This window comes from Silvania hatchlandensis, from assembly GCF_025564065.1.
Classification (GTDB): domain Bacteria; phylum Pseudomonadota; class Gammaproteobacteria; order Enterobacterales; family Enterobacteriaceae; genus Enterobacter; species Enterobacter hatchlandensis.
Map to the genome: position 1 here is coordinate 23,130 of NZ_JAMGZK010000040.1, position 25,436 is coordinate 48,565.

Below are 25,436 nucleotides of genomic sequence, written 5' to 3' on the forward strand. Positions count from 1 at the left end.
AAGATCTCCATCCATCCGGAAGGTTTATTATTTGGCCTGGCTATCCAGCAATCCGGCGGCAACCGCAGGCGCTAATCCCGGAGCCAGCGGCAAACGCGGGATCACCAGGCAGTGCAGCAGGTGATAAATATCCTGCTTGCCGTCCCAGACTTTTGTCGTCACTTCGTTATTGGTGTCCAGCTCCTGCCACCAGGAACCGTTTTCGTAATCCATTAGGTACTTGATGCAGTACTCCCACCACGTTTGATACCAGGTTTCGTACTGTGCCTCGCCGGTAATGGTATACAACGCATAGGCTGTGCCCATCGCCTCGACGATAGGCCAGCGCACGCGCTCGCGGACGATAGGCTTGCCGTCCCAGCCCACGGAGTAGACAAAGCCGTCGGCCCCGTCCGGTGCCCAGGCATCGCGGATCGTCGCGTGGAACAATCCTTTAGCATCTTCCAGCAGCCACTCCGGCGGCGTTTCAAAGCGAGCCTCCAGCGCGGCGCGCAGGTGCAGCATCAGGCGGCCCCATTCGATCCAGTGGCCCGGCGTACCGCCGTAGGCGCGGAAGCGGTGGGCAGGGTTATCTATGTTGTAATCGCGAATCGGGTTCCAGCGAGTGTCGAAATGCTCGTTGACGCGATACTCACCTTTGCGCGCCACGTCGTGAATAATCACCGAAGTGATGCGCAGGGCGCGGTCGAGCCATTTCCTGTCGTGGGTCACGTCGTACACAATCAAGAACGCTTCCACCGCGTGCATATTGGCGTTACCGCCGCGGTAATTCTCGGTTTTGCTGAAGGCTTCATCCCAGGACTCCAGGCACATCTGCTCCTGTTCGCTCCAGAAGTATTTTTCGATGACCTCGATGGCGTCGTCCAACAGCTGGCGGGCTTTGGGGTGGCCAGTGGTCACCGCGCTGGCCGCGCCGAGCAACACGAAGAAATGCTGGTAACCCTGCTTGGAGGCATCGATCACGCCTTCGTCATTCACGCAGGCGTACCAGCCACCGTATTGCTTATCGCGCAGGGCGTCATTCAGGGTGTTGATCCCGTGATCGACCAGCGCGTACGCGCCCGGGCGTCCCATGTTCGCCGCCACGGCATAAACATGCAGCATGCGGGCAGTGATCCACAGGTGCGTACCCATATCGCTACGCACCTGGCCGTTATTGCCCAGCCAGCCGAATCCGGTCGGTACCGCTGCATTTTTTCCGAAATCCAGAATGCGGTCGGTCTCTTGTTCGAGCCAGCGGTTGTGGCTCAGCGTGTTAAACCATTTCATGTCGTTGTCCTTTCTTAACGGCGAGCCATCATTTCGTCGACGATCTCACCTAAACGCTGCAACTTAGGCACGGAAATATCGCGCAGCATCTGTTCTGTATCCGGAAGGCCTACCACTGATGACCATACGGCACGGCCCGCTAAGAAACCGGAAGCCCCCGCCTGCATCGCCACGCTAACGGCGCGTGGGAACAACTTCTCGTCCACACCGGAAGAAAGAATGACCCACGGCATGTTGATCTGTTCATTCAGCTTTTGAGAGGCGGTCAGCAGGTCTTGCTGGGTGCCTTTGCCGTGCAGCGGCATCTCGACTTTATAGAGATCGGCCCCACTGTTACCCAGCTCTTTTGCCGCATCAATAATGGCCTGTTCGCGGTTAAAGGCAGCGCCACGGCGCGGCGGACGCACCACCGGCTCGATAATGCTCAACAGCCCACTGTTGTGGCAAAGCTGATGAAACTCGCTCACCATCTCCAGACGCTGCTGCGAGTCTTCATCGCTGCGCCACAGCACCAGCAGCTTCAGCGCTTTGCCGCCGTCGCGTTTGATCGCCTGCGGATCGATACTTTTATCAATCACCACGCTGTCCACTGGAATACCGTTCCCAGGAATAAACTCGTCAGCCGCGACAATTGTGGCGCAGCTTTTCGCCACCGCGTGTTGCTCGACTACCTGGCGATAGCAAAATTGTTGGTCAACCAGGATGGCAGAGGCATAAGGCGACAGGATTTTTGCCGCATTCACTTTGAAATCGGTTAAGTGCTGATCGCTAACCGGCGCAGGCGCGCCCGCCGCAGCAAACATCATGCGCATCGCTTCGCGCTGATCGACGGCGAGCATGGCAAAACCGCCGGAAGGTCGGGTGATATCTTTCAGGGTGTAGGTGGTCATTCGAGAGTCCTTTTTACTTAACACTGTTGATTGTTCAGCCCGGCGGATGCGCGAACCTGTTCGAGGATGGCTGTCCAGTCTTCGCGGCCGCGTCCGGCTGCGCGAGCCTGGTTATAAACTTCACGAGACGCCGCACCGAGCGGCATGGGAACGTGCAGCAGGTTCGCCACGTCCAGCGCGATCCCCAGATCTTTATGGGCAAGGTCGATCATGAAAGCCGGAGAAAGATCGCCCTTCAGCACCTTATTTGGCCACGAGGTGGTGAAATGTCCTTTACCGGCAGGCGTACCGCTCATGACTTTCAGCGCCACATCGAAAGAAAGCCCCAACGCCTCGCACAGCACGGTGGCTTCAGCAGACAGGGCGTTGAGGGCGATACTCATGTAGTTGTTGATGAGTTTGACGCGGATCCCCATACCCGGGCCGCCAGCCTCAATGAGCTCGTTTCCCATCGCCATCAGCACCGGAGTGGCGCGTTCCACCTGCTGTGGTGTGCCGCCCGCCAGCAGCAGTAATGTTCCGGCGATAGCGTGATCGGAGGTCCGGCCGACTGGAACGTCCATCATGCTGAACCCTTTAGCGCGCATCCCGGCAATGAGTGTGTCGGTTTGCAGTGGGTGAATAGTCGACATATCAATCACCAGCGCCTCGCGTGAAAGCCCTTCACAGACGCCGCTATCACCAAACAGCACGCTGCGAACCAGGTCGCCGTTGGGCAGCATGGTGATAACAAACTCTGCGTCTAGTGCCGCGTCGGATGGCGTGGCTGACGCCTTTGCGCCTTTATCAACCAGAGCCTGTACCGCCAGCGGGTTCACGTCAAAGACGCTAAGCTGGTGGCCTTGTTTAAGCAGATTGCTCGCCATCGGCGCGCCCATTTGTCCTAAACCTATAAATGCGATTGTTGACATTCCTCTCTCCTGCCGATGGGTTGTTGTCACTGTTTGTCTGTTATTGAGCGTTTTTGGTGTCTGTTTTTGATCGTATTTGTAATTTATAGTCAAAAAATTGACTCGGGTCACTTTTTAAACATTTGATGAAATTAAAATGTCAGCATCAGAAACGTAAAAGGAATCACCATGACTCGAATTGCCTGTGTAGGTATTACCGTGCTGGATCGCATCTGGTATCTCAGTGACTTACCGAAGGAAGGGGGCAAATATGTTGCAAATGACTACACGGAAGTTGGCGGTGGTCCGGCGGCAACTGCGGCGGTGGCAGCGGCGAAACTGGGTGCAGATGTGGACTTTATTGGTCGGGTGGGTGACGACGATACCGGCAGCAGGATGCTCGCGGAGCTGGAGTCCCTGGGGGTAAAAACCCGTTATACCCGCGTCTTTGAAGGGGCGCGCTCGTCGCATTCGGCGGTGCTGGTGGATGCCAGCGGTGAACGCATTATTGCTAACTATCCCAGCCCGGATCTGCCCATCAGCGCCGACTGGCTACAGGGGATCGACTTTTCCCAGTGGGATGTGGTGCTGGCGGATGTGCGCTGGCACGACGGGGCGAAGCAGGCATTCACTCTGGCGCGTCAGCAAGGCGTTACCACGGTACTGGATGCCGATGTGACTCCGCAGGATATTGCCGAACTGGTAGCGTTGAGCGATCACGCCGCATTTTCAGCCCCCGGTTTACAGCGCCTGACGAACATCGACGATCCGCAACAGGCACTTAAAAAAGCACAAACGCTCACAAATGGACATGTTTATGTCACCAGGGGCAAAGAGGGCTGTGACTGGCTCGACAATGGGCGCCTTTCTCATCAGCCGGGATTTTACATTGAGGTCGTCGATACCACCGGCGCGGGAGACGTCTTCCACGGCGCACTTGCGGCAGGGCTGGGACAAAATGCATCAGTGTCAGATGCGGTACGTTTTGCCAGTGCGGTGGCGGCCCTGAAGTGCACCCGTCCCGGCGGACGGGCGGGAATACCTGACTGTGATCAAACCCGCTCTTTCTTGTCACTTTTTGTATAAAATGCGGGGCGTGATGGTTTTTAGAGGACAGCCCATGAGCCTTACCGAAATGACCGGTAATCCACGGCACGACCAGTTGCTGAAGCTGATCGCCGATCGTGGTTACATGAACATTGATGAACTGGCGCAGTTGCTGGACGTCTCTACGCAAACGGTGCGCCGTGACATTCGCAAGCTCAGCGAACAAGGATTAATTACGCGGCATCACGGCGGTGCAGGCCGCGCTTCAAGTGTGGTCAATACGTCGTTTGAGCAACGTGAAGTCTCACTGACCGAAGAGAAGCGGGCGATTGCGGAAGCCATTGCCGACTACATCCCGGACGGCTCGACGATTTTTATCACCATCGGCACCACGGTGGAACACGTCGCGCGGGCGCTGCTCAACCATAATCATCTGCGGATTATTACCAACAGCCTGCGGGTCGCGCATATCCTGTACAAAAATCCGCGTTTCGAGGTGATGGTACCGGGCGGTACGTTACGTCCGCACAACAGCGGGATTATCGGCCCTGCCGCCACGGCTTTTGTTTCAGGTTTTCGGGCGGATTATCTGGTCACCAGCGTCGGCGCCATCGAAAACGACGGCGCCATGATGGAGTTCGATGTCAACGAGGCCAGCGTCGTCAAAACGATGATTGCCCATTCACGACATATTTTACTGGCAGCCGATCATACAAAATATCATGCGTCAGCCGCCGTCGAGATCGGCAACGTTACGCAGGCGACAGCGCTGTTTACCGACCAACTTCCCAGCGTGGAATTACAAAATATTCTTAAATCCAGCCAGCTGGAGCTGGTCGAAGTCAGCTCCTGCGACGAGCAACCAGCAGGCTAATTTCCCCCGTTTAACAACCCGGCACATCCTGCTCCGGGTTTTTCTTTCTCATTCTCTAAGCAGAATCTGGCGCATAGCCAAAGTGTATCTTTCCCGCTACAGTTATTTCTCCACGGCGCGAAGGAGACAAACATGCTTTATATCTTTGACTTAGGAAATGTCATCGTCGATATCGACGTCAATCGTGTGCTGGGTAGCTGGAGTGATTTCAGCCGCGTTCCGCTGGCAACGCTAAAGCAAAGCTTCACGATGGGAGACGCTTTCCATCAGCATGAGCGTGGTGAGATATCTGATGAGGTTTTTGCCGAAAAGCTTTGTCACGAGATGGATCTGCCGCTCAGCTATGAACAATTTGCCCACGGCTGGCAGGCGATCTTTGTTGGTATCCGTCCTGAAGTGATTGCCATCATGCACAAACTGCGCGAGCAGGGGCATCGCGTGGTGGTGCTTTCTAATACCAACCGTCTGCATACTACCTTCTGGCCGGATGAATATCCCGACGTGAAAGCGGCGGCGGATAAAATTTATCTGTCCCAGGAGATGGGGATGCGCAAGCCGGAAGCGCGGATCTACCAGGCTGTGCTGCAGGCTGAAGGATACCCGGCGGCTGATGCGGTCTTTTTCGATGATAACGCCGATAATATAGAGGGAGCTAACCAGTTGGGTATTACGTCAATTCTGGTGACCGGAAAACAGACAATACCCGACTACTTTGCGAAGCAGTTATGCTAAAAACCGTTCACCATAAAGCCAGTCACCATACAAGGCCGCTGCGTGCGTGGCTAAAACTGCTCTGGCATCGCATCGATGAGGACAACATGACCACACTGGCAGGTAATCTTGCCTACGTGTCATTGTTGTCTCTGGTGCCGCTGGTAGCGGTGATCTTTGCCCTTTTTTCCGCTTTCCCGATGTTTGCCGATGTCAGTTTGCAGCTACGGCATTTTGTTTTTGCTAACTTTATCCCCGCCACCGGGGATGTCATTCAGAATTACATTGAGCAGTTTGTCGCCAACTCCAGCAAGATGACGGCAGTGGGGTCTATTGGGTTGATCGTCACGGCGCTGCTGCTGATGTATGCCATTGATAGCGCGCTCAATACCATCTGGCGCAGTAAAAAAGCGCGACCAAAAGTGTACTCTTTTGCCGTCTACTGGATGATATTAACGCTCGGCCCACTGCTGGCCGGGGCAAGTCTGGCCATCAGCTCTTATCTGCTCTCGCTGCGCTGGGCCAGCGATCTCAACAGCGTGATCGACGACGTGCTGCGCATCTTCCCGCTGATCCTGTCCTGGCTCTCATTCTGGCTGCTCTACAGCGTCGTTCCCACCACGCGTGTCCCCAATCGGGATGCGATAATCGGTGCAATGGTGGCTGCGCTGCTGTTCGAACTGGGCAAGAAAGGGTTTGCGCTCTACATCACCATGTTCCCCTCCTACCAGCTGATTTATGGCGTGCTGGCGGTGATCCCCATTTTATTCCTCTGGGTTTACTGGACGTGGTGTATCGTCTTGCTTGGTGCCGAAATTACTGTCACTCTCGGGGTATACCGCGAGCTAAAAAAAGCTGCAGAAGACGAAAGACAACGAGAAGCAGACCAACCATGATTGCATTAATTCAGCGCGTAACCCGTGCCAGCGTCACCGTGGAGGGAGAGGTGACGGGTGAAATTGACGCGGGACTTTTAGTCTTGTTAGGTGTCGAAAAGGATGATGACGAGCAAAAAGCCAACCGTTTATGCGAACGCGTGCTGGGTTATCGTATCTTCAGTGATACGGAAGGTAAGATGAACCTCAATGTTCAGCAGGCGGGTGGCAGCCTGCTGGTGGTGTCGCAGTTTACCCTGGCGGCAGATACCGAGCGAGGCATGCGCCCGGGCTTCTCAAAAGGGGCCGCACCGGAGCGGGCACAGGCATTATACGAATACTTTGTTGAACGCTGCCGCCAGCAAGAAATGCATACACAGACCGGACGATTCGCTGCTGATATGCAGGTTTCGCTGGTGAACGATGGCCCTGTCACCTTCTGGTTACAGGTATGAGTGAACTGACTGCATTGTCGCGGGTAACCAGAGAGAGTACAGCTATGTATCACCTTCGCGTACCGCAAACGGAAGAAGAATTAGATCTCTACTACCATTTTCGCTGGGAAATGCTGCGTAAGCCTCTGCACCAACCGAAAGGGTCTGAGCGCGACGCCTGGGATGCCATGGCGCATCACCAGATGGTGATGGATGAAGAGGGCAACCTGGTTGCCGTGGGACGGTTGTATATCAATGCAGATTACGAAGCCTCGATTCGCTTTATGGCGGTGCATCCTTCCGTGCAGGATAAAGGGCTCGGCACGCTGATTGCGATGACGCTGGAGTCCGTTGCCCGTCAGGAGGGCGTTAAGCGCGTGACCTGTAGCGCGCGTGAAGATGCCGTTGAGTTCTTCGCCAAGCTCGGTTTCGTAAACCAGGGTGAAATCACCACCCCGCAAACCACCCCGATCCGCCACTTTCTGATGATCAAACCGATCGCCTCGCTGGATGATATTCTGCATCGTGCCGACTGGTGCGGTCAGCTGCAGCACGCCTGGTATCAGCACATCCCGCTGAGCGAAAAGATGGGCGTGCGCATTCAGCAGTACACCGGGCAGAAATTTATCACCACCATGCCGGAAATCGGCAATCAAAATCCGCACCACACTCTGTTTGCCGGCAGTCTGTTCTCGCTGGCGACCCTCACCGGCTGGGGCCTTATCTGGCTGATGCTGCGCGAGCGCCATCTCGGCGGCACCATTATTCTGGCCGACGCCCACATTCGTTACAGCCGTCCTATCAGCGGCAAACCGAGCGCGGTAGCGGATTTAGGCTCGCTGAGCGGAGATCTCGACCGTCTGGCTCGCGGCCGCAAAGCACGCGTGCAGATGCTGGTGGAACTATTCGGTGATGAGACGTCTGGCGCGGTGTTCGAAGGGACCTATATCGTGCTGCCCGCGAAGCCGTTTGGCGCCTATGAAGAAGGTGGGAACGAGGAAGAGTAAAAAATGCAGGGGCGTTACCCGGGGTAACGCTCCCTTTTCACTCTTTTTAACAGGGCCCTGTCACAGCATTTGCTCGCCATGCAATATCCCGAATCACATCCCGTGCCGCCAGGCTGACCCTACCAAGGTGAAATAAACCGTTAATCACACCAGACCAGCGCTGACAGGTACAGTTCAGCCATTTTATGATGGAAGATGAAGAAGTCCGCACAATCTGCGCGAGCTTTTAACACGGCTATCGGGTTATATGGTTCCGAAACTGTCCAGAGAAATCGGCTGTGAACCCAGCAAAACGCCGCTGGATTTGGGCCTTAAAAAACAGTGATATACCTACCGGATGACAATGCCTTTCTAAGGATGAAAGGCGTCTGGAAAGCGTTAAAAGTTGCAATATGCGCCACACCGGATGGCGCATTAAAATAAAGTAATCACGTCTGAGTCATGCAAGTTGACGAAAATTATCCTTGAGAAGTTCCAACAAAGGGAAAATATGGTTATTTAAAAAATCAAAATTAAGAGATTTGCCATTGTCATAATACTAACAATTATTAATGAGAGTATGGAAAGTTTCAAAGAGGATGACCATTTGTTAAAAAATCCATTCTGTTCTTTTTTGTTAAGCAGTTGCGAATCCTTGGACCTCACTGGTGTGACCTCCAGTGCAATCTCATTTACCTCCGGTCCCCCCTGCAGAGACACATCTGCCTCAGCAGGAAGTGTTTCAGCGAATTCAGAAACAGGTATGATATCAGTACCTTGTGCAATACGAAAACCACGCTGCCTAATTGTGACAATAATCTCTTGTGAAAGACCCGCTCTGGCCAACGATTTTCTTAAAAGCGAGATGTTTTGATAAAAAGTGTTTTCGGAAACAACAACGCCTCTTGTTTTCCAGACGGAATCAAGAAACTCCTCACGGGAAATAACTTTTCCTTTATGCTCAAGAAACAATTGTAAGCACCGGGCTGTAGGTGCATTTAAGGTTACAAGGCTACCACTCAGTGTTAACGGCTGAAGTTCATTGATATTCATATCAAAGATAACTTCATTGTTAATAATAAATTTATTAAATGTCATAAAGAATCTCCATATCCTCTATTCATACACAAAAGAAATATATTAAACCAAACCATGCAGGAAAATTATAATAACACCACTACAACCTATTGAAAAAATGAAGTGTTTTTTTCAATGCAGATTTTCCTTACTTTCTTGAGGAAAGATTACCATATGGGAATAGAAAAGGTAATCCTGGGCTGAAAACAATTTTTCATCCACATCTTACAAACATGAAGCTAAATGAACTATTACGATGCTACTTCATTCAGCAATAATTCACATGCGTTTTGGCCAAATATCCTTTTAAATCGCACCCTGCTTTCATGAGAAGCGTTTTCAGCGTGCTTGGCACCTTAGGTGATCTATCAAGTGCATCAGAAAACAGTCATACATGATAAGCAATCGACAATAGAGCCGGACGTATAATGACAACCGTTAATTAGGGTTTCTCTTAATAATGGTTGGTTAAATGCAGGCTTCTATTCAGGACTTAGTTTTTATATATGGATTGAACAAATGAAAAAAACAATTGTAGCTGTAATGGTCGCAGCTTCTGCGGTAGTAAGCGCACAGGCCCTGGCACTGAACACTGCTGAAGTTACTGTGTTAGGTGAAGTTAATGACTCTGCTACTTCTTGTGTCGTTACTCCAACAGGTACCCTGAATAACGGTATCGTTCGCCTGGCAACCGTGACTACCACCGAAGCCAATAGCAAAGAAGCTAATACCCTGTTTAAAGCGCAGAAATTCGGTTTCGAAGTTAAAGATTGTGCACTGGGTAGCGCTAACGCAGACAAAGTTAACGGTTTGACTGTTGCTGTTAACGGTACCACTAGCTCCGACGCTAATATCCTGGAGAACACTGCTGAAGGTGGTGCGGAAAACATCGGTATCGGCATGGAGAAAGTCAGTGATGCTTCACGTATCTCCTTCAATGGCACTTCTATGGCTGAAACCTATACTGTTGGTAAAGTCACTAAGCTGGATTACACCGCAGGTTATGTGAAAGTTAATGCTTCCAACAGCGTGACTGAAGGTCCGGTGAAAGGTATTGCTACCTTCACTATCGACTATACCGTCGCTCCGTAATATTCCCAGAGAGCCCAGGCTTCTGCCTGGGCTCTCTCTATTTTGAGAAAGAGCCATGTTCAGGATCCTATCTTACGTCAGCCTGGTGTACACATTGCTATTGGGCACCCTGGCCCATGCTGGTATCGTTATTGAATCAACTCGTTACTTGTACAAAGAAGGTGCCCGTGAAATCGCGGCCCAAATAGAGAATAAAGATGACACACCTTATTTAATTAAGTCATGGGTTGAATCGCAAGAAGGGAAGTCACCTGCGTTTATGGCCACTCCTCCACTTTTCCGTCTGGAAGGTAAACAACAAAATACAGTGCGTCTGTTTTCAACCGCTAATGTGAGTGCTCCCAGTGACCGTGAAACAATATTCTATTTTAATATCATGGCAATCCCGCCTTCTGATGATAGTTATGCTAAAAGCAATACAATCCAACTCGCTGTTCGCCACCGGATGCGTCTGATCTATCGTCCCCAATCGCTTTTTAACTTATCAACTAATACGGAAGCCAAAAAGCTTGAGTGGAAAAAATCAGGTAAGAAAATAATAATTAAAAATCCCACGCCATTCTTTTATTACTTTAATTTAGCAAAGTTTGGAAGTGTAGACATTAAACCGCAACTTAACTCGATCGGCCCATTTTCCACGAAAGAGATTGTGGTAAATGATAGTTCCGAAAATAGTGTCTCATGGAAAATAGTTAATGATTATGGCGGAGCGGGTTCCCTCTATTCGTCTTCGTTATAATAGAAAAGCGCATAATCATAATAAAGGGATGTATCTATTATGCAACCTAAAAATAAAAACCTTCTCAGATTGTCCTCAGTATGTCTGGCCATGGTTTCTGCGTTGTATTCTGAGTTGAATAACAAAGCATATGCACGTGAGTTTTTCGACTCCTCCTTTCTAAGCGTTGCTAGCGGTAGTGACTCGTCGAATCCCATGGATCTTTCCGTCTTCGAAGCCAAAAATTCCCAGGCTCCGGGAGAGTATCGCGTTGATATAATTTTTAACGGCCAATACCTTCATACAAAAAACATAAACTTTATCGTTAATAACGAAGCCAGCACTGATGGTGAACAAATTAAACTGACTCCCTGTTTAAGCCTGGAAAGGTTGTCTGAATATGGCGTAAAAGTCAGTGCATTCCCTGGCTTACAGGAAAATAGTCAAGGGTGTGCAAACCTTAATGCTATACCGGATGCCAAAGCCACTTTTGACTTTGGTACTCAGCGGCTCAACATCTCTGTTCCACAAGCAGCATTATCCACCACTGCACAGGGTTATATTCCTCCTGAACAATTTGACGATGGAATCAATGCACTTCTGGTCAATTATCAGTTCAGTGGTTCAGAGGATTACGAAAGCAAAGACGAATATTATAGCTTAAATCTTCAGTCAGGCCTAAACATTGGCCCCTGGCGCATCCGTAACCTTAGCACATGGAATAAAAATAAAGGTGATTCGGGCGATTGGGATTCAGCCTACTTATATATGCAACGCAATATACGTGTGCTTAACAGTAGCCTGACCGTAGGTGAGAGTTCATCACTATCGACTATTTTTGATAGCGTTCCCTTTACCGGCGTGCAGCTGGCAACAGATACCGCTATGCTGCCTGAAAGCCTTCGTGGCTATGCGCCAATCGTACGTGGCATTGCTAAAACAAATGCCAGGGTAGTGATTAAACAGAATGGTTATCAAGTATACCAGACATATGTCGCGCCTGGTGCTTTCGAAATTTCTGATATGTATCCTAGCGGTGGTAGTGGTGATCTTTATGTCACTGTCGAAGAAACAGATGGCTCCACACAAAGCTTTATTGTTCCCTTCGCATCATTGCCATTGATGCTCAGAGAAGATCAGCTAGAGTATGAAATCACGTCGGGTAAATATCGGCCATACGATAATGGCATAAATGAAAAACCCTTTACTCAAGCGACGGCAAGCTATGGTGCAACCAGCAGCACCACGATTTATGGCGGTACCCAACTGTCTGCTCATTATCAGGCACTTTCTGCAGGTCTGGGCTACAATCTGGGCGATCTTGGTGCAATTTCTACCGACGTGACTCAGGCATGGTCGAAAAAACAAGATCAAGAAAAAACATCGGGACAATCATGGCGAGTACGCTATGGGAAAAATATTCTTGAAACCGGAACGAATATCACGATTGCTGGCTATCGCTATTCTACGAAAGGTTTTAACACACTTAGTGAAGTTTTTGATTCTTATTCAAATGATGGCAGTAATGCAAGCAGCCGCTCATTGCGTAACCGTACCAGCCTGACGCTCAACCAAAGCCTGGGTAAAGGTGCAGGAAGCCTGTCTGTCAGTGGATTAATTGAAGACTATTGGGATGACAAACGCACGAATAAATCGATCAGCGTTGGTTATAACGGAGGCTTCAGAAACATCAATTACTATTTGGGTTACAGCTACAACCGTTACACATGGGATAACAACAGCTCCGGAAACGATGCGCAGGACGATCAACGCTTCACATTGAGCGTATCGGTTCCCTTCAGTAACTGGCTCCCCAGCACCTATGCAAGTTATCAGCTAAACAACAGCAATCCAGGATCGACCGATCAATCCGTCACTCTTGGCGGTGTTGGACTTGAAGACAATAGCCTGGACTGGAGTGTTATGCAGGGTTACAGCAATCGTGAGCATAACAGTGGTGATATGCGTGCAACCTATAACAACTCACAGGGCAGTATTAATGCAGGCTATAGCTATGACCGAGACAGTCAACGCATTGATTACGGCGCCAACGGGAGCATAATCGCCCATGCAGACGGTATCACTTTAGGCCAGGATATTACTGATGCGGCTGTTCTGATTAAAGCGCCTGGTCTGGATGATGTTCGCCTGACAAACGATGCCAATATCTCGACGGACTATCGTGGGTATGCCATTGTTCCGTATGTCACACCGTACCGCCGCACCGATGTCACTCTGGATAGCACATCTCTCGGCGATAATATGGAATTACCAGAGACCACAAAAACGGTAATTCCTACTCGCGGCGCAATAGTGCGCGCAAATTATACCGGTAATATTGGGCAGCGCGCATTTATTCACCTTAAAACGGCAAACGGTAAAGACGTGCCTTTTGGTGCCATGGTTATGCTGGCTGGCGATACCAAAACACAGGCTAGCATAGTGAGTGACGCAGGGATGGTCTATATGTCCGGCTTACAGCCAACCGGTATGCTTAAAGTCCAGTGGGGAAAAAGCGCAGATCAGCAATGCCAGACGTCTTACAATTTACCCACCAGGGAAGGCAAGGTTGTCGGCATTATTCAGACCGATGTAATTTGTCGCTAATAATCAGGCAAGGATTATAGTTAATGAAAAAGATATTCTTATTACTTAGCTTGGTATTCGTCTATTGCGACGCTTTTGCTGCGTGCACTTATAAAGGCGATAGAAAGTTGTTGAACTTGGTTTTGTCACCCAAGATTACAGCCGATCCATCCATTCCGGTTGGTACCGTGCTGTATAGTAAAAAATATGGTACCGGAGATTATAAAACCTTTTCCTGCAGCAAGATAATGAATGATCAGTATATTATCGATTCGACAACGCCACAGGTTACTGGGGTCGCAGGCTTACAAGGGAAACCTGTTTACGAAACCGGCATTGACGGTATCGGTTTTCAAGTTTCAGACATTCTGAACAGTAAAAACGGCTCGCTGACCCCTGCGGTAGTGGGAAGTACGCAAATTCCCTTTGAGAATTCGAATGATAACTATCAGTTTATTACCGTTTGGTTGATTAAAACCAAAGCCATTATCGATACTGACGGCAAAAGCTCCAACCCCAAGGTCTCATTTGGTGCCAATAATATAATGGTTAATGACGGGTTATTGCTCGCCGCAACGATAAGTCTAAATAATATAACTTACAAGAACACATCTTGTAATATCTCTGTTTCTGGCCCCAATAAACTCATCTTAAACAAAATTGAAAAGAGCACGCTAATGTCAATACCGCGCGCAGGCATTACTCCTTCGCAAAAAAATATTGCAATGAATGTCGACTGTCCCACTGGATCACAAGGCGGAACCTTGATGTATTGGTTTAACCCACTCGGCAATGTGAGTGCATCTGGTGACGGTATAATCGATAACATGTTGACGGGTTCTACTGCTGCTAAAAATGTTGGTATCATTTTCAAAATGAATAATAATCCTGTTGTGTTTCACGATGTGGATAAATATAAAATTGCACATGCCGAGGCCCATCAAACTGTTAACATCACAGCCGATTATTATCGCGCAAGTAATAATGTCGCAGATATTACTAATGGAAGCGTTAAGGCTATGATGGAAGTCGTGATTCAGGAAGAGTGAATCATTCTGTAATATAAATCATAAAAGAGGTGATATACCACCTCTTTTCTATCCGTGATGTACAATCGTTTCTCAACATGAACCAGATTATGAACTCCTCTCCTCCATTTTTCTTCACAGTTAATTCATTTGCTTTTTCATTACAATAACCACTATATTTTAGTCGGGCCATAATTCGGCTCAGAATACTATTGCCTACCTACTGTCTCTTTCTTTATTGAAGAAGTGCGAAGTGCAAAAAAAAGAAGTGCAAAGCAATACTTATAAAGAAGTGGCAGTAATAAAGTAAACAACTTAATTAAAGGATTAATCATGAAAGAATTAACCGTATTTGAAATGGAAGCTGTATCTGGTGCTGGTAGCGCCTTTTATACTTTTGATTTTTCATCTCCTGCTTCCTTCCTTGGGTCAGTAGTAGAAAATGCTTTTAGCGCTACAGCTGGTGCTATCGGTGGTGGTTTCGCTGGTGCATGGGTTGGTGCGATTATTGGTGGCCGCTGGGGCGGTGAAGGCGGCGGCATCTTTGGTATTGGTTCAATCGCCCAGGGTGTTGGTATGCTGTTTGGCTTTGCTGCTGGTGGCATTGGCGGCATGGCTCTGGGCGCTCTGGGTGGTTGGGATGATGTTTATGAGTTGGGTATTGAAGCACTCGAGGCTGGCATGGCAGGCACTCTGAAGCTGTGGTAAAAACTAAAGGTCCGCGATGCGGACCTTTATTTTCCCCACCATTATTATCGGTAAAGCAAAAACGACATATTCACTAGCAATCATTCCCTAACTCTTTGAAAGTAGACCGTAATGCTTAAAAATATTTATCGCAAGGAAGCGATCGAGTATAAAAAAGCCCACTGGAAGGGGAAAGCTCTTCTACTGGCTGGCTTACCGGCATGGCTTATTACCACCATCGCAGGGCTATTTGTAGCCATCCTCACATTGACACTTATTTTCTGTACCTACACACAACGTATTAACGTCCGTGGTGAGGTGATTACATTACCGCATTCGGTAAACGTTTTTGCGCCACAGCAAGGGTTTGTCGTTACGCAATATGTCAAAATTGGCGACATTGTCAACAAAGGACAACCCCTCTATGAAATAGACGTTTCACGGAACACGATAAGTGGCAATGTTAATACCTCCCAGGTAGCGGTCATTAATGAAAAAATCACCAACTCTGAAAGTATTATCCAGAAATTAAAGCATAATAAAATAGAAACCTTAAATGCACTGGAAAAGCAATTAGAGACATTCCACGAATCATTGAAAAAAACCAATCAAATGCTGATGACCACACAGTCAGGTTTGAAAAAAATGCATGGTAACCTGGCCAACTATGATGGTTACCTGAAAAAAGGGTTAGTAACCAAAGATCAATATAACTATCAACACTCACTTTACTTTCAACAGCAAAGCGCGTACCAGTCTCTGGTGAGTCAGAAAATGCAGCTTGATTCTCAAATTACACAACTGCGCAGCGATAAAGTCACTAAGCAGGCAGACTTTGACAATCAAATAGCCAGTCAGCAGAACCAGACCAGCGATTATAAGAACCAACTGCTCGAATCGAATGCTAATGGCAACATCATTATTAAAGCCACCACCGAAGGGCGGATAGAATCACTGACGGTGACCAAGGGACAGATGGTGGAGAATGGCAGTAGCCTTGCGCAAATCAAGCCTGTCGGGAATGTGGAGTATTACCTTATTTTATGGTTACCCAATAACACGATCCCGTACGTACAAGCGGGTGACACCATCAATATTCGCTATGATGCATTCCCTTCGGACAAGTTTGGACAATTCCCAGGGGAAATTGTCTCGATATCTTCCGTTCCGACATCGCGACAAGAGATGGCTGAATATACCAACGTCAACAATGGTAACAACCAGCAGGAGCTCGCGCTTTATAAAGCCATAATAAAAATTAAAAACAAAACCTTTGACTATAACGGCAAGACGCTTGCACTCTCAAATGGTTTAAAAGCACAAGCCATGGTTTTTCTCGAAGAACGCCCGTTATATATGTGGATGTTTACACCGTTTTATAAAATGTCACAAAGCGTTAGTGGGCCGATAAATGAATAAAGAACTCTTCAAGACAATTACCGAGAAATTAAACTTTTCATTACGTCATAAGACACCAGTTATTTTACAGTCTGAAGCGTCGGAGTGTGGAATTGCCTGCCTGGCCATGGTTTGCGGTTATTATGGGTTGAGTATCGATCTGTTTAATTTCCGTCAACGCTATGGCAGCCCTTCTCAGGGCGCTACGTTGATATCATTAAGTAAAACTGCCGAGCATGCAGGCCTGAAAAGCCGGGCTCTGTCGCTCGATCTCAATGAAATTAAGCAGCTAAAACTCCCCTGCGTTATCCACTGGGGAATGAATCATTATGTGGTCTTGACGAAAGTTAGAAAAAATAACTTTATCGTACATGACCCTGCGTTAGGGCAGCGAGTCATCGGCATACAGGAGATGTCTAATCACTTCACCGGTGTTGCCATGGAGCTATGGCCAGATCAGAATTTCCAGCAGGAGAAGGCCAAAACACGCCTGCGTTTACTGGATCTGATGCGCAATATTGTTGGTTTAAAATCGGTTCTGCTGAAAATTCTCGCGTTCTCAGTAGTGGTTGAGGCTATTGGTTTATTACTGCCTGTCGGTACTCAACTCGTGACCGACCATGTGATAATGGCTCACGATCAGAGCTTACTTTCAATTATCTGTATTGGTCTGGTCGTTTTTACGTTGTTCCGCACCTTTATCAGTATGCTAAGAGCCTGGATCTCATTAACACTCAATACGCTGACCAATATTCAGTGGAAAACAACACTGTTTGATCACCTGACAACCTTGCCGTTATCCTTTTTTGAGAAACGACACTTAGGCGATATACAGTCTCGTTTTTCGTCACTGGATACCATTCGTTCGACTTTCACGAATAGCATTGTGACGGGCATTATCGATTCGATTATGACTATTGGCCTGTTGGTGATGTTAACGCTCTACGGTGGCTGGCTGGTTTGGGTGGTGGTCGGTTTTACGCTGTGTTATGCCATCATGCGTTTTGCCACCTATGGCTTCTATCGTCGTGTTGCAGAAGAACAGGTTATCAAAGGTGCCCGCTCAAGCTCGCACTTTATGGAATCTCTTTACGGTATTTCAACCATAAAAGCGCTGAACTTAAAAGAACGTCGTTCACAACACTGGCTGAATATTAATATTGATGCCTGTAATGCCGGCATAAAGCAAACACGTTTCGATATGATGTATGGTGGTATAAATACCCTTATCACCTCTATCGATCAGGTTGTCATACTTTGGCTGGGTGCGATTATGGTTATAGATAACAATATGACCCTCGGTATGTTTATGGCGTTTAATGCCTATCGCGGGCAATTCTCTCAGCGCGCCTCAAGCTTAATTGATCTGGTCATGCAGGTGCGTATGCTGTCACTGCATAATGAACGTCTCTCTGAAATTGTCTTCAGTGAACCTGAGAAAGAGCTCCCGGCCCGCCAGGTATTTACTGAAGGTTCGGGTGTGAAGCTTGAGGTCAAAAACCTGAGCTATCAATATGATCCGTTCTCACAGCCCATATTCTCCAATCTGAATATTACCGTCGAGCCCGGAGAGTCTGTGGCACTTATCGGCCCGTCTGGCGTCGGTAAAACCACCTTATTGAAGGTGATGTGTGGCTTGCTGGAACCAACCAGCGGTGATGTGTTAGCCGACAACCTGGATATCAGCAAAATTGGCCTGAATAACTATCGGCTGGGTACTGCCTGCGTACTGCAGGAAGACCGGCTCTTCTCTGGCTCGTTAATAGAAAATATCAGCAGCTTTGAAGATAACCCGGATGTGGATTTTATTTATGAGTGTACCCGACGCTGTAACATCCATGATGAAATTTTAAAGATGCCGATGGGCTATGAAACCCTCGTGGGTGAGCTGGGTCTTGGGGTGTCTGGTGGGCAAAAGCAACGTATCCTGATTGCCCGTGCGCTCTACCGTAAGCCCAGCATTTTATTTATGGATGAAGCAACCAGCCATCTCGACCTGAGTAATGAATCAGTCATTAATCAGTCCATTTCAGGGTTAAGCATTACGCGCATCATTGTTGCTCATCGGCCATCCACGATTGCGTCAGCTGACCGCATTATTGACTTGTCACAACCGCATACGCTGGCATCAGCATAGTTACCAGGGAAAAGGAGAATTCGATGCAAGGTACATTCATTGGTTTCAATACCGCGAGCATTAAATACGAGGATCGGTTCTTTGCATTAATGCTCAAAACGAAGCTGCCCAATCAGCTTTGTCAGAATTACTATCTGCAAGCACAAGCGCTCGTCGACCTGCTGAGGGTGTTACAAAACAGGATGGCGATAATTGCTCATCGCCTGGCAGATAAAGGCGAAAGTTATAAATCTGAGCTGATTGCATATAATGAGGTGTTTCTTCAACATATGCCCCCCATTGATATGTCTGAACTCAATCAGCCCAGCCCGGAGCGGCGTATAGTATCGATTACACTAAAACCGGGTGAAACCTCGTCAACGCTTATTTTAGTGTTACAAAATGAGCGAATTGAGACGCTGCAGATTGACGATATGCAGGTTGAGGTATTGCTAATGGGTATTCATCAGGCATTAAACAACACGGGAGATAAAAAAATATTTGAATTTTTAAATTCAAATATCAATCAGCTGTTGTTATATGCCGTGGATTTAACAAAAGATCAGAATATCGATTATCAGCAATATCCTCAGGAACACTGGAGGCTGAATTTATTTACTCACTACCTGGGCGTATTGTTTTGCTGTGATACAGCAGAAGGAAAGAAAATTATGTCTGGTGCAGTAATCAAAACCAGCGTGCCTCATCATTCTGCTGAGGAAAACAGCATCGTCATGCGTTTAATCGAATTAAGCCCCAAACTGAAAACGATGCATGAGCAACAGGCGCCAGTCCAGATTTTCAGCACCCTCATACCGTCAGCGCCGGGAAAAATGCTCACCCTTGAAGAGTGCTTGCGGCCACTGCATACTTTTTATCTTGAGACGCAAACCCTGCTTAATGCCTGAACCATTCAACCTCTCTCTGCACCCGCAGAGAGAGGCTCAGTACATTGCAAAACTTTAGGCCGGGCAAACTTGCGCCACCCGGCCAGGTTATAAGGGACTACTCCCCTTCACCTGGAAACAAGAACGGGTTAATCGAGCTGCGGGCAAAGCCCTCTTGCTCCATACGCGCATCCAGTACCAGGCTAGCGAGATCGTCGGCGACGGCCTCAACTTTCGGGTCTTTTTCCTGATACAAAATCTTCAGGTAGGTGCCGCAGTCACCGCAGCTTTCGGCTTTCACCGCTGACTGTTCGTTCTCCAGCGTCCAGTAGTTCAGATCGCGGGATTGTTCACAGTTGCTGCATTTGACGCGCACCACGTGCCATTCGGTTTCACACAGATTGCAGTGCAGATAACGCAGGCCCTGGGTGGTACCAATTTGCACCACGCTGGAGACGGGCATTGAGCCGCACACCGGACAAAACTGGCGAGCTTCACCGTATTCGGCGCGGGCTTTACCGGGGATCAGGCTGGCCATTTGCGCCCAGTAGAGCGACAGTGCCGCCCAGATAAACGGCGCTTTATCGCTGCTGACGGAAGCAAAGTCGGCGGCAAACAGTGCGCTTGCCATTAGCTCCAGCTCCTGCTCTGAAGCTTTTTCAAGATTCTCGATAACCGACAGTGCCGGGCCGCTCATCTCCGGTTTTAGCTCAGCAATCAGCGAATGCAGTAGCGTCTGCCAGTGCTTATCGCGTGGCAGGATGTGGATATCCAGCGGCGGCTTGCCCTGCACGTTCGCCTCTTTGATGCGCGCGGTCAGGTCCATCTGCAGCGGATGGTCGTACAGCACCACTTCCTGCGCGTGGGCGATAAGCCCGGCAAAGCGCAGAAAATCGCCAAGTGGGTTGTCCTCTGCCAGCTCGCGCAGGCGTTCGGCGCGACGGTTGTAGAGATTTTTCAGTCTGGGGAACAGAAGCGGCGGAATAGTTTCCGCCGTGCGTTTCTCGCTCGAACCCAGCTCATCTTGCGGGATTATGCGAATACTCATTCAGATGGCTTGTCCTGTTTCTGGCGGATCTCACGGTACCAGCGCGGGTGATGCTTCTTCGCCCACGACTGAGTAACCCATCCTTCCACCATCGCGGTAATAGTGCCTTTCACCCAAAGGGCGGCGTAAATATGCACCATGATAACCACAATTAACGCCACTGCGGCAAATGAATGCAGCATTAACGCAAATCGGATCACCGGGATTGAGAAAGCAGGCGCAAAATACGGACGCCAGATGATCACCCCACTCACCAGCAGCAGCACCAGGAAAATAATCGCCGCCCAGAATACGCATTTCTGGCCGAAGTTATAGCGTCCGGTATCACCCACTTCCTCGTTGACGACGATCTTACGAATATTCTTCGCCCAAAAGATATCATCCCGATTGATTAGGTTGTGGTGCCAGTAACGGAAAAACATGATGATGAACGAAGCAAACATCACCACCCCGACAAAGGGGTGCAGAATGCGCGCCAGCTGCGGCGTACCGAGGATCTGCATTAGCCAGTTGAAGGAGGGGAAGAAGAACCCCAGCCCGCTTATCGCCGCCAGCATGAAGCAGAAGGCGGTGACCCAGTGGTTAATACGCTCCGGCGCCGTGTAGCGCACGATGGTGTCACGTCTTTTCATTTGCGCACCTCGTCTTTCTCTTCATGCAGATTGTCTTCCTCTTCGTCTGCGCGGTTAGGGCCGACGCCGACATAGTGGAAGATGCTGGCGGCGAATGTGGCAGCAAAACCGACTGCCGCCAGCGGCTTCCAGATGCCTTTCCAGAACTTAACCGTGGCGCTGATTTCCGGGTTTTCCGGCAAACCGTGATACAGATTCGGCTTGTCGGCGTGGTGCAGCACGTACATCACGTGGGTACCGCCAACACCGGCCGGATCGTACAAACCAGCATTGTCATAACCCCGGGTTTTCAGCTCGGATACGCGCTCGCCTGCCAGTGTTTTCATGTCCTCTTTGGAGCCAAAATGAATGGCGCCGGTAGGGCAGGTTTTTACACAGGCCGGTTCCTGGCCGACGGTCACACGATCGACGCACAGCGTACATTTGTAAACGCGATTGTCTTCCGGGTTCAGGCGCGGCACATTGAACGGACAGCCCGCAATGCAGTAGCCGCAGCCAATGCACTGCTCAGACTGGAAGTCGACGATGCCGTTGGCATACTGAATGATTGCCCCTTCCGCCGGGCAGGCCTTAAGGCAGCCCGGATCCGCGCAGTGCATACAGCCGTCTTTGCGGATCAGCCACTCCAGTTTGTCGTTCTGTTCCACTTCCGAGAAGCGCATCACCGTCCAGGATTTGGCGGTCAGATCGGCAGGGTTATCGTATACCCCGACGTTGTGACCCACTTCATCACGCAGATCGTTCCACTCGGAACAGGCCACCTGACAGGCTTTGCAGCCAATGCAGGTAGTGACATCGATAAGCTTTGCCACCTCCTGCTGGTGGTCCCGCGCCTGCGGCGCGGGCGTCAGACCGTTAGTCGCGGAGCGACGAATAATGTCTTGCGATTGATAAGCCATAAGTCGTCTCCGTTACACCTTTTCCACGTTCACAAGGAACGCTTTGAACTCCGGCGTCTGCGTATTCGCATCACCGACGAACGGCGTCAGGGTATTGGCGATAAACCCTTTCTTCGCCACCCCTTCGTAACCCCAGTGGATCGGGATGCCAATGGTATCCACTTCCTGTCCGTGTACGTTCAGGGTGCGAATACGCTTGGTCACCACTGCCTTGGCTTTGATATAGCCGCGGTTAGAGGAGACTTTCACCGTATCGCCCTGCGCAATCCCAAGTTTGTTCGCCAGCTTCTCGCCGATCTCCACGAACTGTTCCGGTTGCGCGATAGCGTTAAGCAGCGCGTGCTTGGTCCAGTAGTGGAAGTGCTCGGTCAGACGGTAGGTCGTGCCGACATACGGGAACTTGTCTTTTTTGCCCAGCGCGTCGAAATCACCCTTAAAGATACGGGCGGCCGGGTTGGAGACCACGTTCGGGTGTAGCGGGTTAGTGCCCAGCGGTGTTTCGAACGGCTCGTAGTGTTCCGGGAACGGTCCTTCCGCCATCTTATCGATCGCAAACAAGCGTCCCATCCCTTCCGGCTGCATGATAAACGGCCCGACATCGCTGCCCGGTGCAGAGGCGTTGTAGTCCGGAATATCGACGCCACCCCACTTCGCGCCGTCCCACTTCAGCAACTGGCGCTTTGGATCCCAGGGTTTACCCTGCGGGTCTGCGGAGGCGCGGTTATACAGGATGCGGCGGTTCAGCGGCCACGCCCATGCCCAGCCCAGCGTATTGCCCAGGCCCGACGGATCGGCGTTATCGCGGTTGGCCATCTGGTTGCCTTTTGGCGTCCAGCTCCCGGCGAAGATCCAGCAGCCACTTGAGGTCGTACCGTCGTCGCGCAGATGGGCAAAGGTGCTGATCTGTTCGCCTTTTTTCGCCAGCACGGTGCCGGTGGCCGGATCGATAATATCTGCCAGCGCTTTGCCGTTGCTCTCCATCGCCACTTCTTCTGGCGCCGGGTTTTCCGGTGTCGAGTAGTTCCAGCTCATGCTCAGAACCTGTTCCGGGTTCGCGCCGCCTTCTGCCGCATACATCTTACGCAGGCGTAAGAAGATACCGGCCAGGATCTCACCGTCGTTCATGGCAATGCCCGGGGCGTCTGCGCCTTTCCAGTGCCACTGCAGCCAGCGGCCGGAGTTAACGATAGATCCGTTCTCTTCGGCGAAGCAGGTTGATGGCAGGCGGAACACTTCGGTCTGGATCGTCGATGGGTCAACGTCGTTCGACTCGCCATGGTTCTGCCAGAAGGTAGCGGTCTCGGTGTTGAGTGGGTCAATCGTTACCAGGAACTTCAGTTTCGACAGAGACGCCACCACCTTGTTCTTGTTCGGGAACGACGCCACCGGATTAAAGCCCTGGCACAGATAGCCGTTGACCTGACCCTGGTTCATCATCTCGAAATACTGCAGAACGTCGTAGCCCTTATCCCACTTCGGCAACCAGTCAAAGCCCCAGCTGTTCTCGGCTGTCGCTTTATCGCCATAGAAGGCCTTCATCATTGAGACGAAGAATTTCGGGTAGTTACCCCAGTAGTTAACCTGGCCTTCCAGCAGCGGTTTTGGCGTGTTGGCGGTGAGGTAGGTCTGGAGATCGGTTTGCTTCTCGCCTGGCAGGGTCATGTAACCGGGCAGGCTCTGCGACAGCAGGCCGATGTCGGTTAAACCCTGAATGTTGGAGTGACCGCGCAGGGCGTTCACGCCGCCACCTGCCATTCCCATGTTGCCGAGCAGCAGCTGAACCATCGCCATGGTGCGGATGTTCTGCGCGCCGACAGAGTGCTGCGTCCAGCCCAGCGCATACAGGAACGATGCGGTTTTATCGTGAACGCTGGTTTCGGCGATATATTCGCACACCTTCAGGAAGTCAGCCTTCGGCGTCCCACAGATATTTTCAACCACGTCTGGCGTGTAGCGGGAGACGTGCGTTTTCAGCAGATTCCACACGCAACGCGGATGGGTGAGGGTGGTATCGCGTTTCGCGAAGCCGTTTTCATCCAGCTCGTAGTTCCAGCTGGTTTTATCATATTTGCGTTTTTCGGCGTCATAACCGGTGAACAGGCCATCTTCGAAGCCAAAATCTTCCCGCACGATCAGGCTGGCGTTGGTGTAGGCCTCTGTGTATTCACGGTTATATTTTTCGTTAGTCAGCAGGTACAGCAGCACGCCTGACAGGAAAGTGATGTCAGTACCGGAACGAATTGGAGCATAGAAGTCGGCGACCGATGCCGTACGCGTAAAGCGCGGATCGATAACAATCAGCTTCGCGCCATTGTGGATTTTGGCTTCCATCGCCCAGCGGAATCCCACCGGATGCGCTTCTGCCGCATTCCCACCCATCACCACGATGAGGTTGGCGTTTTTGATGTCGACCCAGTGGTTGGTCATCGCACCGCGACCAAATGTTGGAGCAAGACTTGCTACCGTTGGTCCGTGTCAGACACGCGCCTGGTTGTCGACCGCGAGCATGCCGAGTGCGCGCGTAAATTTTTGGGTTAAATAGCCGGTTTCATTACTGGAGGCAGACGCACACAGCATGCCGGTGGAGAGCCAGCGGTTAACGGTGGCGCCGTCGGCGTTCTGGGCGACATAGTTGGCATCGCGGTCTTCTTTCATCAGCTTAGCGATGCGATCGAACGCCTCGTCCCAGCCAATTTGCTGCCATTTATCGGAGCCAGGTGCGCGATACTCAGGGAACTTCAGGCGGCTTTCTGAGTGGATGAAGTCCACCAGACCGGCCCCTTTCGGGCACAGCGCACCGCGGTTGACCGGGTGATCCGGGTCGCCTTCGATATGGGTAATAGATGCTTTAGCGTTTTTCGCGCCGTCGCCGAGGCTATACATTAACAGCCCACAACCGACAGAGCAGTACGTACAGGTATTACGGGTTTCGCGGGTGCGCAGCAGTTTGTACTGCCGTGTTTCCGCCAGCGCTACGCCTGGAGCAAAGCCCAGAGCCGCTGCCGTTGTGCCTGCCATACCGCCAGCGCAGATCTTAAAGAACTGCCTTCTGCTGACCTGCATGGGTCACTCCTTGTTTCGACATTGCAACCATATAATTTTTCTTTGCGGTTAAATCATAGCCACAAAGATGACGAAATTATGAATTCCCTCAATTCCATAAGGGATATGGCTCAGAATACCACAATGTCGGTAGGCCAGTTTGAATGAAGTTAAAACAACGTGAACAAAATCTGTTCGGATGAAGTAAAAAATGTGAGCCAAGTCAATTTATTACCTTTCATGTTGCGAG

General features: G+C 50.1%; 22 protein-coding genes and 1 pseudogene. 15 read left to right on the plus strand and 8 right to left on the minus strand.

Annotation, left to right across the window (positions count from 1 at the left end; all coding sequences use genetic code 11):
- Positions 1 to 27: 27 nt before the first annotated feature.
- The 3 genes from yihS to yihU are packed head-to-tail and all read right to left on the minus strand — an operon-like array spanning position 28 to position 3,070.
- Positions 28 to 1,269 (minus strand): sulfoquinovose isomerase, encoded by a 1,242-nt coding sequence (gene yihS, locus M8014_RS04660; protein ID WP_271281380.1) that lies wholly within the window; start codon positions 1,267 to 1,269, stop codon positions 28 to 30.
- A 14-nt stretch (positions 1,270 to 1,283) separates the two neighbouring features.
- On the minus strand, positions 1,284 to 2,159 hold the full coding sequence (yihT, locus tag M8014_RS04665) for a sulfofructosephosphate aldolase (RefSeq protein ID WP_271281381.1): 876 nt from the start codon (positions 2,157 to 2,159) through the stop codon (positions 1,284 to 1,286).
- A 17-nt stretch (positions 2,160 to 2,176) separates the two neighbouring features.
- Positions 2,177 to 3,070, minus strand: a complete 894-nt coding sequence (gene yihU / locus M8014_RS04670) for a sulfolactaldehyde 3-reductase (RefSeq protein ID WP_271281382.1) — start codon at positions 3,068 to 3,070, stop codon at positions 2,177 to 2,179.
- A 168-nt stretch (positions 3,071 to 3,238) separates the two neighbouring features.
- On the opposite strand from yihU, the gene M8014_RS04675 reads away from it, so the two are divergent.
- The 7 genes and pseudogenes from M8014_RS04675 to M8014_RS04705 all read left to right on the plus strand — a co-directional run.
- Positions 3,239 to 4,135 (plus strand): sugar kinase, encoded by an 897-nt coding sequence (locus M8014_RS04675; protein ID WP_271281383.1) that lies wholly within the window; start codon positions 3,239 to 3,241, stop codon positions 4,133 to 4,135.
- 34 nt (positions 4,136 to 4,169) lie between these two features.
- Positions 4,170 to 4,970, plus strand: coding sequence for a DeoR/GlpR family DNA-binding transcription regulator (locus tag M8014_RS04680; RefSeq protein WP_271281384.1), 801 nt, complete (start codon positions 4,170 to 4,172; stop codon positions 4,968 to 4,970).
- A gap of 132 nt (positions 4,971 to 5,102) precedes the next feature.
- Positions 5,103 to 5,702: a glucose-1-phosphatase gene (gene yihX / locus M8014_RS04685; RefSeq protein ID WP_271281385.1), complete on the plus strand. Its 600-nt coding sequence runs from the start codon at positions 5,103 to 5,105 to the stop codon at positions 5,700 to 5,702.
- On the plus strand, positions 5,696 to 6,577 hold the full coding sequence (locus M8014_RS04690) for a virulence factor BrkB family protein (RefSeq protein WP_271281386.1): 882 nt from the start codon (positions 5,696 to 5,698) through the stop codon (positions 6,575 to 6,577). The genes yihX and M8014_RS04690 overlap by 7 nt, the downstream gene beginning before the upstream one ends.
- Positions 6,574 to 7,011 carry a D-aminoacyl-tRNA deacylase gene (gene dtd / locus M8014_RS04695; RefSeq protein ID WP_271281387.1) on the plus strand — a complete coding sequence of 146 codons (438 nt, stop codon included), beginning with the start codon at positions 6,574 to 6,576 and terminating at the stop codon, positions 7,009 to 7,011. The genes M8014_RS04690 and dtd overlap by 4 nt, the downstream gene beginning before the upstream one ends.
- Before the next feature lie 44 nt (positions 7,012 to 7,055).
- Positions 7,056 to 7,997: a fatty acid biosynthesis protein FabY gene (gene fabY, locus M8014_RS04700; RefSeq protein ID WP_271281468.1), complete on the plus strand. Its 942-nt coding sequence runs from the start codon at positions 7,056 to 7,058 to the stop codon at positions 7,995 to 7,997.
- Between the two features lie 176 nt (positions 7,998 to 8,173).
- Positions 8,174 to 8,322, plus strand: a pseudogene (locus tag M8014_RS04705) (EF-P beta-lysylation protein EpmB); the annotation flags it as partial.
- A 173-nt stretch (positions 8,323 to 8,495) separates the two neighbouring features.
- Here the strand turns inward: M8014_RS04705 and M8014_RS04710 are convergent.
- The gene (locus M8014_RS04710; protein WP_271281388.1) at positions 8,496 to 9,074 is read right to left on the minus strand and encodes a winged helix-turn-helix domain-containing protein; all 579 of its coding nucleotides are present in this window, start codon (positions 9,072 to 9,074) and stop codon (positions 8,496 to 8,498) included.
- Positions 9,075 to 9,572: 498 nt separating this feature from the next.
- On the opposite strand from M8014_RS04710, the gene M8014_RS04715 reads away from it, so the two are divergent.
- From M8014_RS04715 to yjeJ, 8 genes are all read left to right on the plus strand, one after another.
- Complete coding sequence (locus M8014_RS04715; protein ID WP_271281389.1) at positions 9,573 to 10,145, plus strand: fimbrial protein; 573 nt, start codon at positions 9,573 to 9,575, stop codon at positions 10,143 to 10,145.
- A gap of 55 nt (positions 10,146 to 10,200) precedes the next feature.
- Positions 10,201 to 10,884 (plus strand): fimbrial biogenesis chaperone, encoded by a 684-nt coding sequence (locus M8014_RS04720; protein WP_271281390.1) that lies wholly within the window; start codon positions 10,201 to 10,203, stop codon positions 10,882 to 10,884.
- Positions 10,885 to 10,923: 39 nt separating this feature from the next.
- Positions 10,924 to 13,470: a fimbria/pilus outer membrane usher protein gene (locus tag M8014_RS04725; RefSeq protein ID WP_271281391.1), complete on the plus strand. Its 2,547-nt coding sequence runs from the start codon at positions 10,924 to 10,926 to the stop codon at positions 13,468 to 13,470.
- 23 nt (positions 13,471 to 13,493) lie between these two features.
- Positions 13,494 to 14,498 (plus strand): fimbrial protein, encoded by a 1,005-nt coding sequence (locus tag M8014_RS04730; RefSeq protein ID WP_271281392.1) that lies wholly within the window; start codon positions 13,494 to 13,496, stop codon positions 14,496 to 14,498.
- 312 nt (positions 14,499 to 14,810) lie between these two features.
- Positions 14,811 to 15,185, plus strand: coding sequence for a hypothetical protein (locus tag M8014_RS04735; protein ID WP_271281393.1), 375 nt, complete (start codon positions 14,811 to 14,813; stop codon positions 15,183 to 15,185).
- Positions 15,186 to 15,296: 111 nt separating this feature from the next.
- Entirely contained in the window at positions 15,297 to 16,583 is a 1,287-nt protein-coding gene (locus M8014_RS04740) for an HlyD family secretion protein (protein WP_271281394.1), read from the plus strand.
- Entirely contained in the window at positions 16,576 to 18,699 is a 2,124-nt protein-coding gene (locus tag M8014_RS04745) for a peptidase domain-containing ABC transporter (RefSeq protein ID WP_271281395.1), read from the plus strand. The genes M8014_RS04740 and M8014_RS04745 overlap by 8 nt, the downstream gene beginning before the upstream one ends.
- A 23-nt stretch (positions 18,700 to 18,722) precedes the next feature.
- Entirely contained in the window at positions 18,723 to 19,586 is an 864-nt protein-coding gene (gene yjeJ / locus M8014_RS04750) for a YjeJ family protein (protein ID WP_271281396.1), read from the plus strand.
- Positions 19,587 to 19,683: 97 nt separating this feature from the next.
- On the opposite strand, the gene fdhE is transcribed toward yjeJ, so the two are convergent.
- The 4 genes from fdhE to fdnG are packed head-to-tail and all read right to left on the minus strand — an operon-like array spanning position 19,684 to position 25,207.
- The gene (fdhE, locus tag M8014_RS04755; protein ID WP_271281397.1) at positions 19,684 to 20,613 is read right to left on the minus strand and encodes a formate dehydrogenase accessory protein FdhE; all 930 of its coding nucleotides are present in this window, start codon (positions 20,611 to 20,613) and stop codon (positions 19,684 to 19,686) included.
- Entirely contained in the window at positions 20,610 to 21,245 is a 636-nt protein-coding gene (fdoI, locus tag M8014_RS04760; protein ID WP_271281398.1) for a formate dehydrogenase cytochrome b556 subunit, read from the minus strand. Before fdoI ends, fdhE begins: the two co-directional genes overlap by 4 nt.
- Positions 21,242 to 22,144, minus strand: coding sequence for a formate dehydrogenase subunit beta (gene fdxH / locus M8014_RS04765; protein WP_271281399.1), 903 nt, complete (start codon positions 22,142 to 22,144; stop codon positions 21,242 to 21,244). Before fdxH ends, fdoI begins: the two co-directional genes overlap by 4 nt.
- Positions 22,145 to 22,156: 12 nt before the next feature.
- Positions 22,157 to 25,207 (minus strand): formate dehydrogenase-N subunit alpha, encoded by a 3,051-nt coding sequence (gene fdnG, locus M8014_RS04770; RefSeq protein WP_271281400.1) that lies wholly within the window; start codon positions 25,205 to 25,207, stop codon positions 22,157 to 22,159.
- Positions 25,208 to 25,436 lie beyond the last annotated feature (229 nt).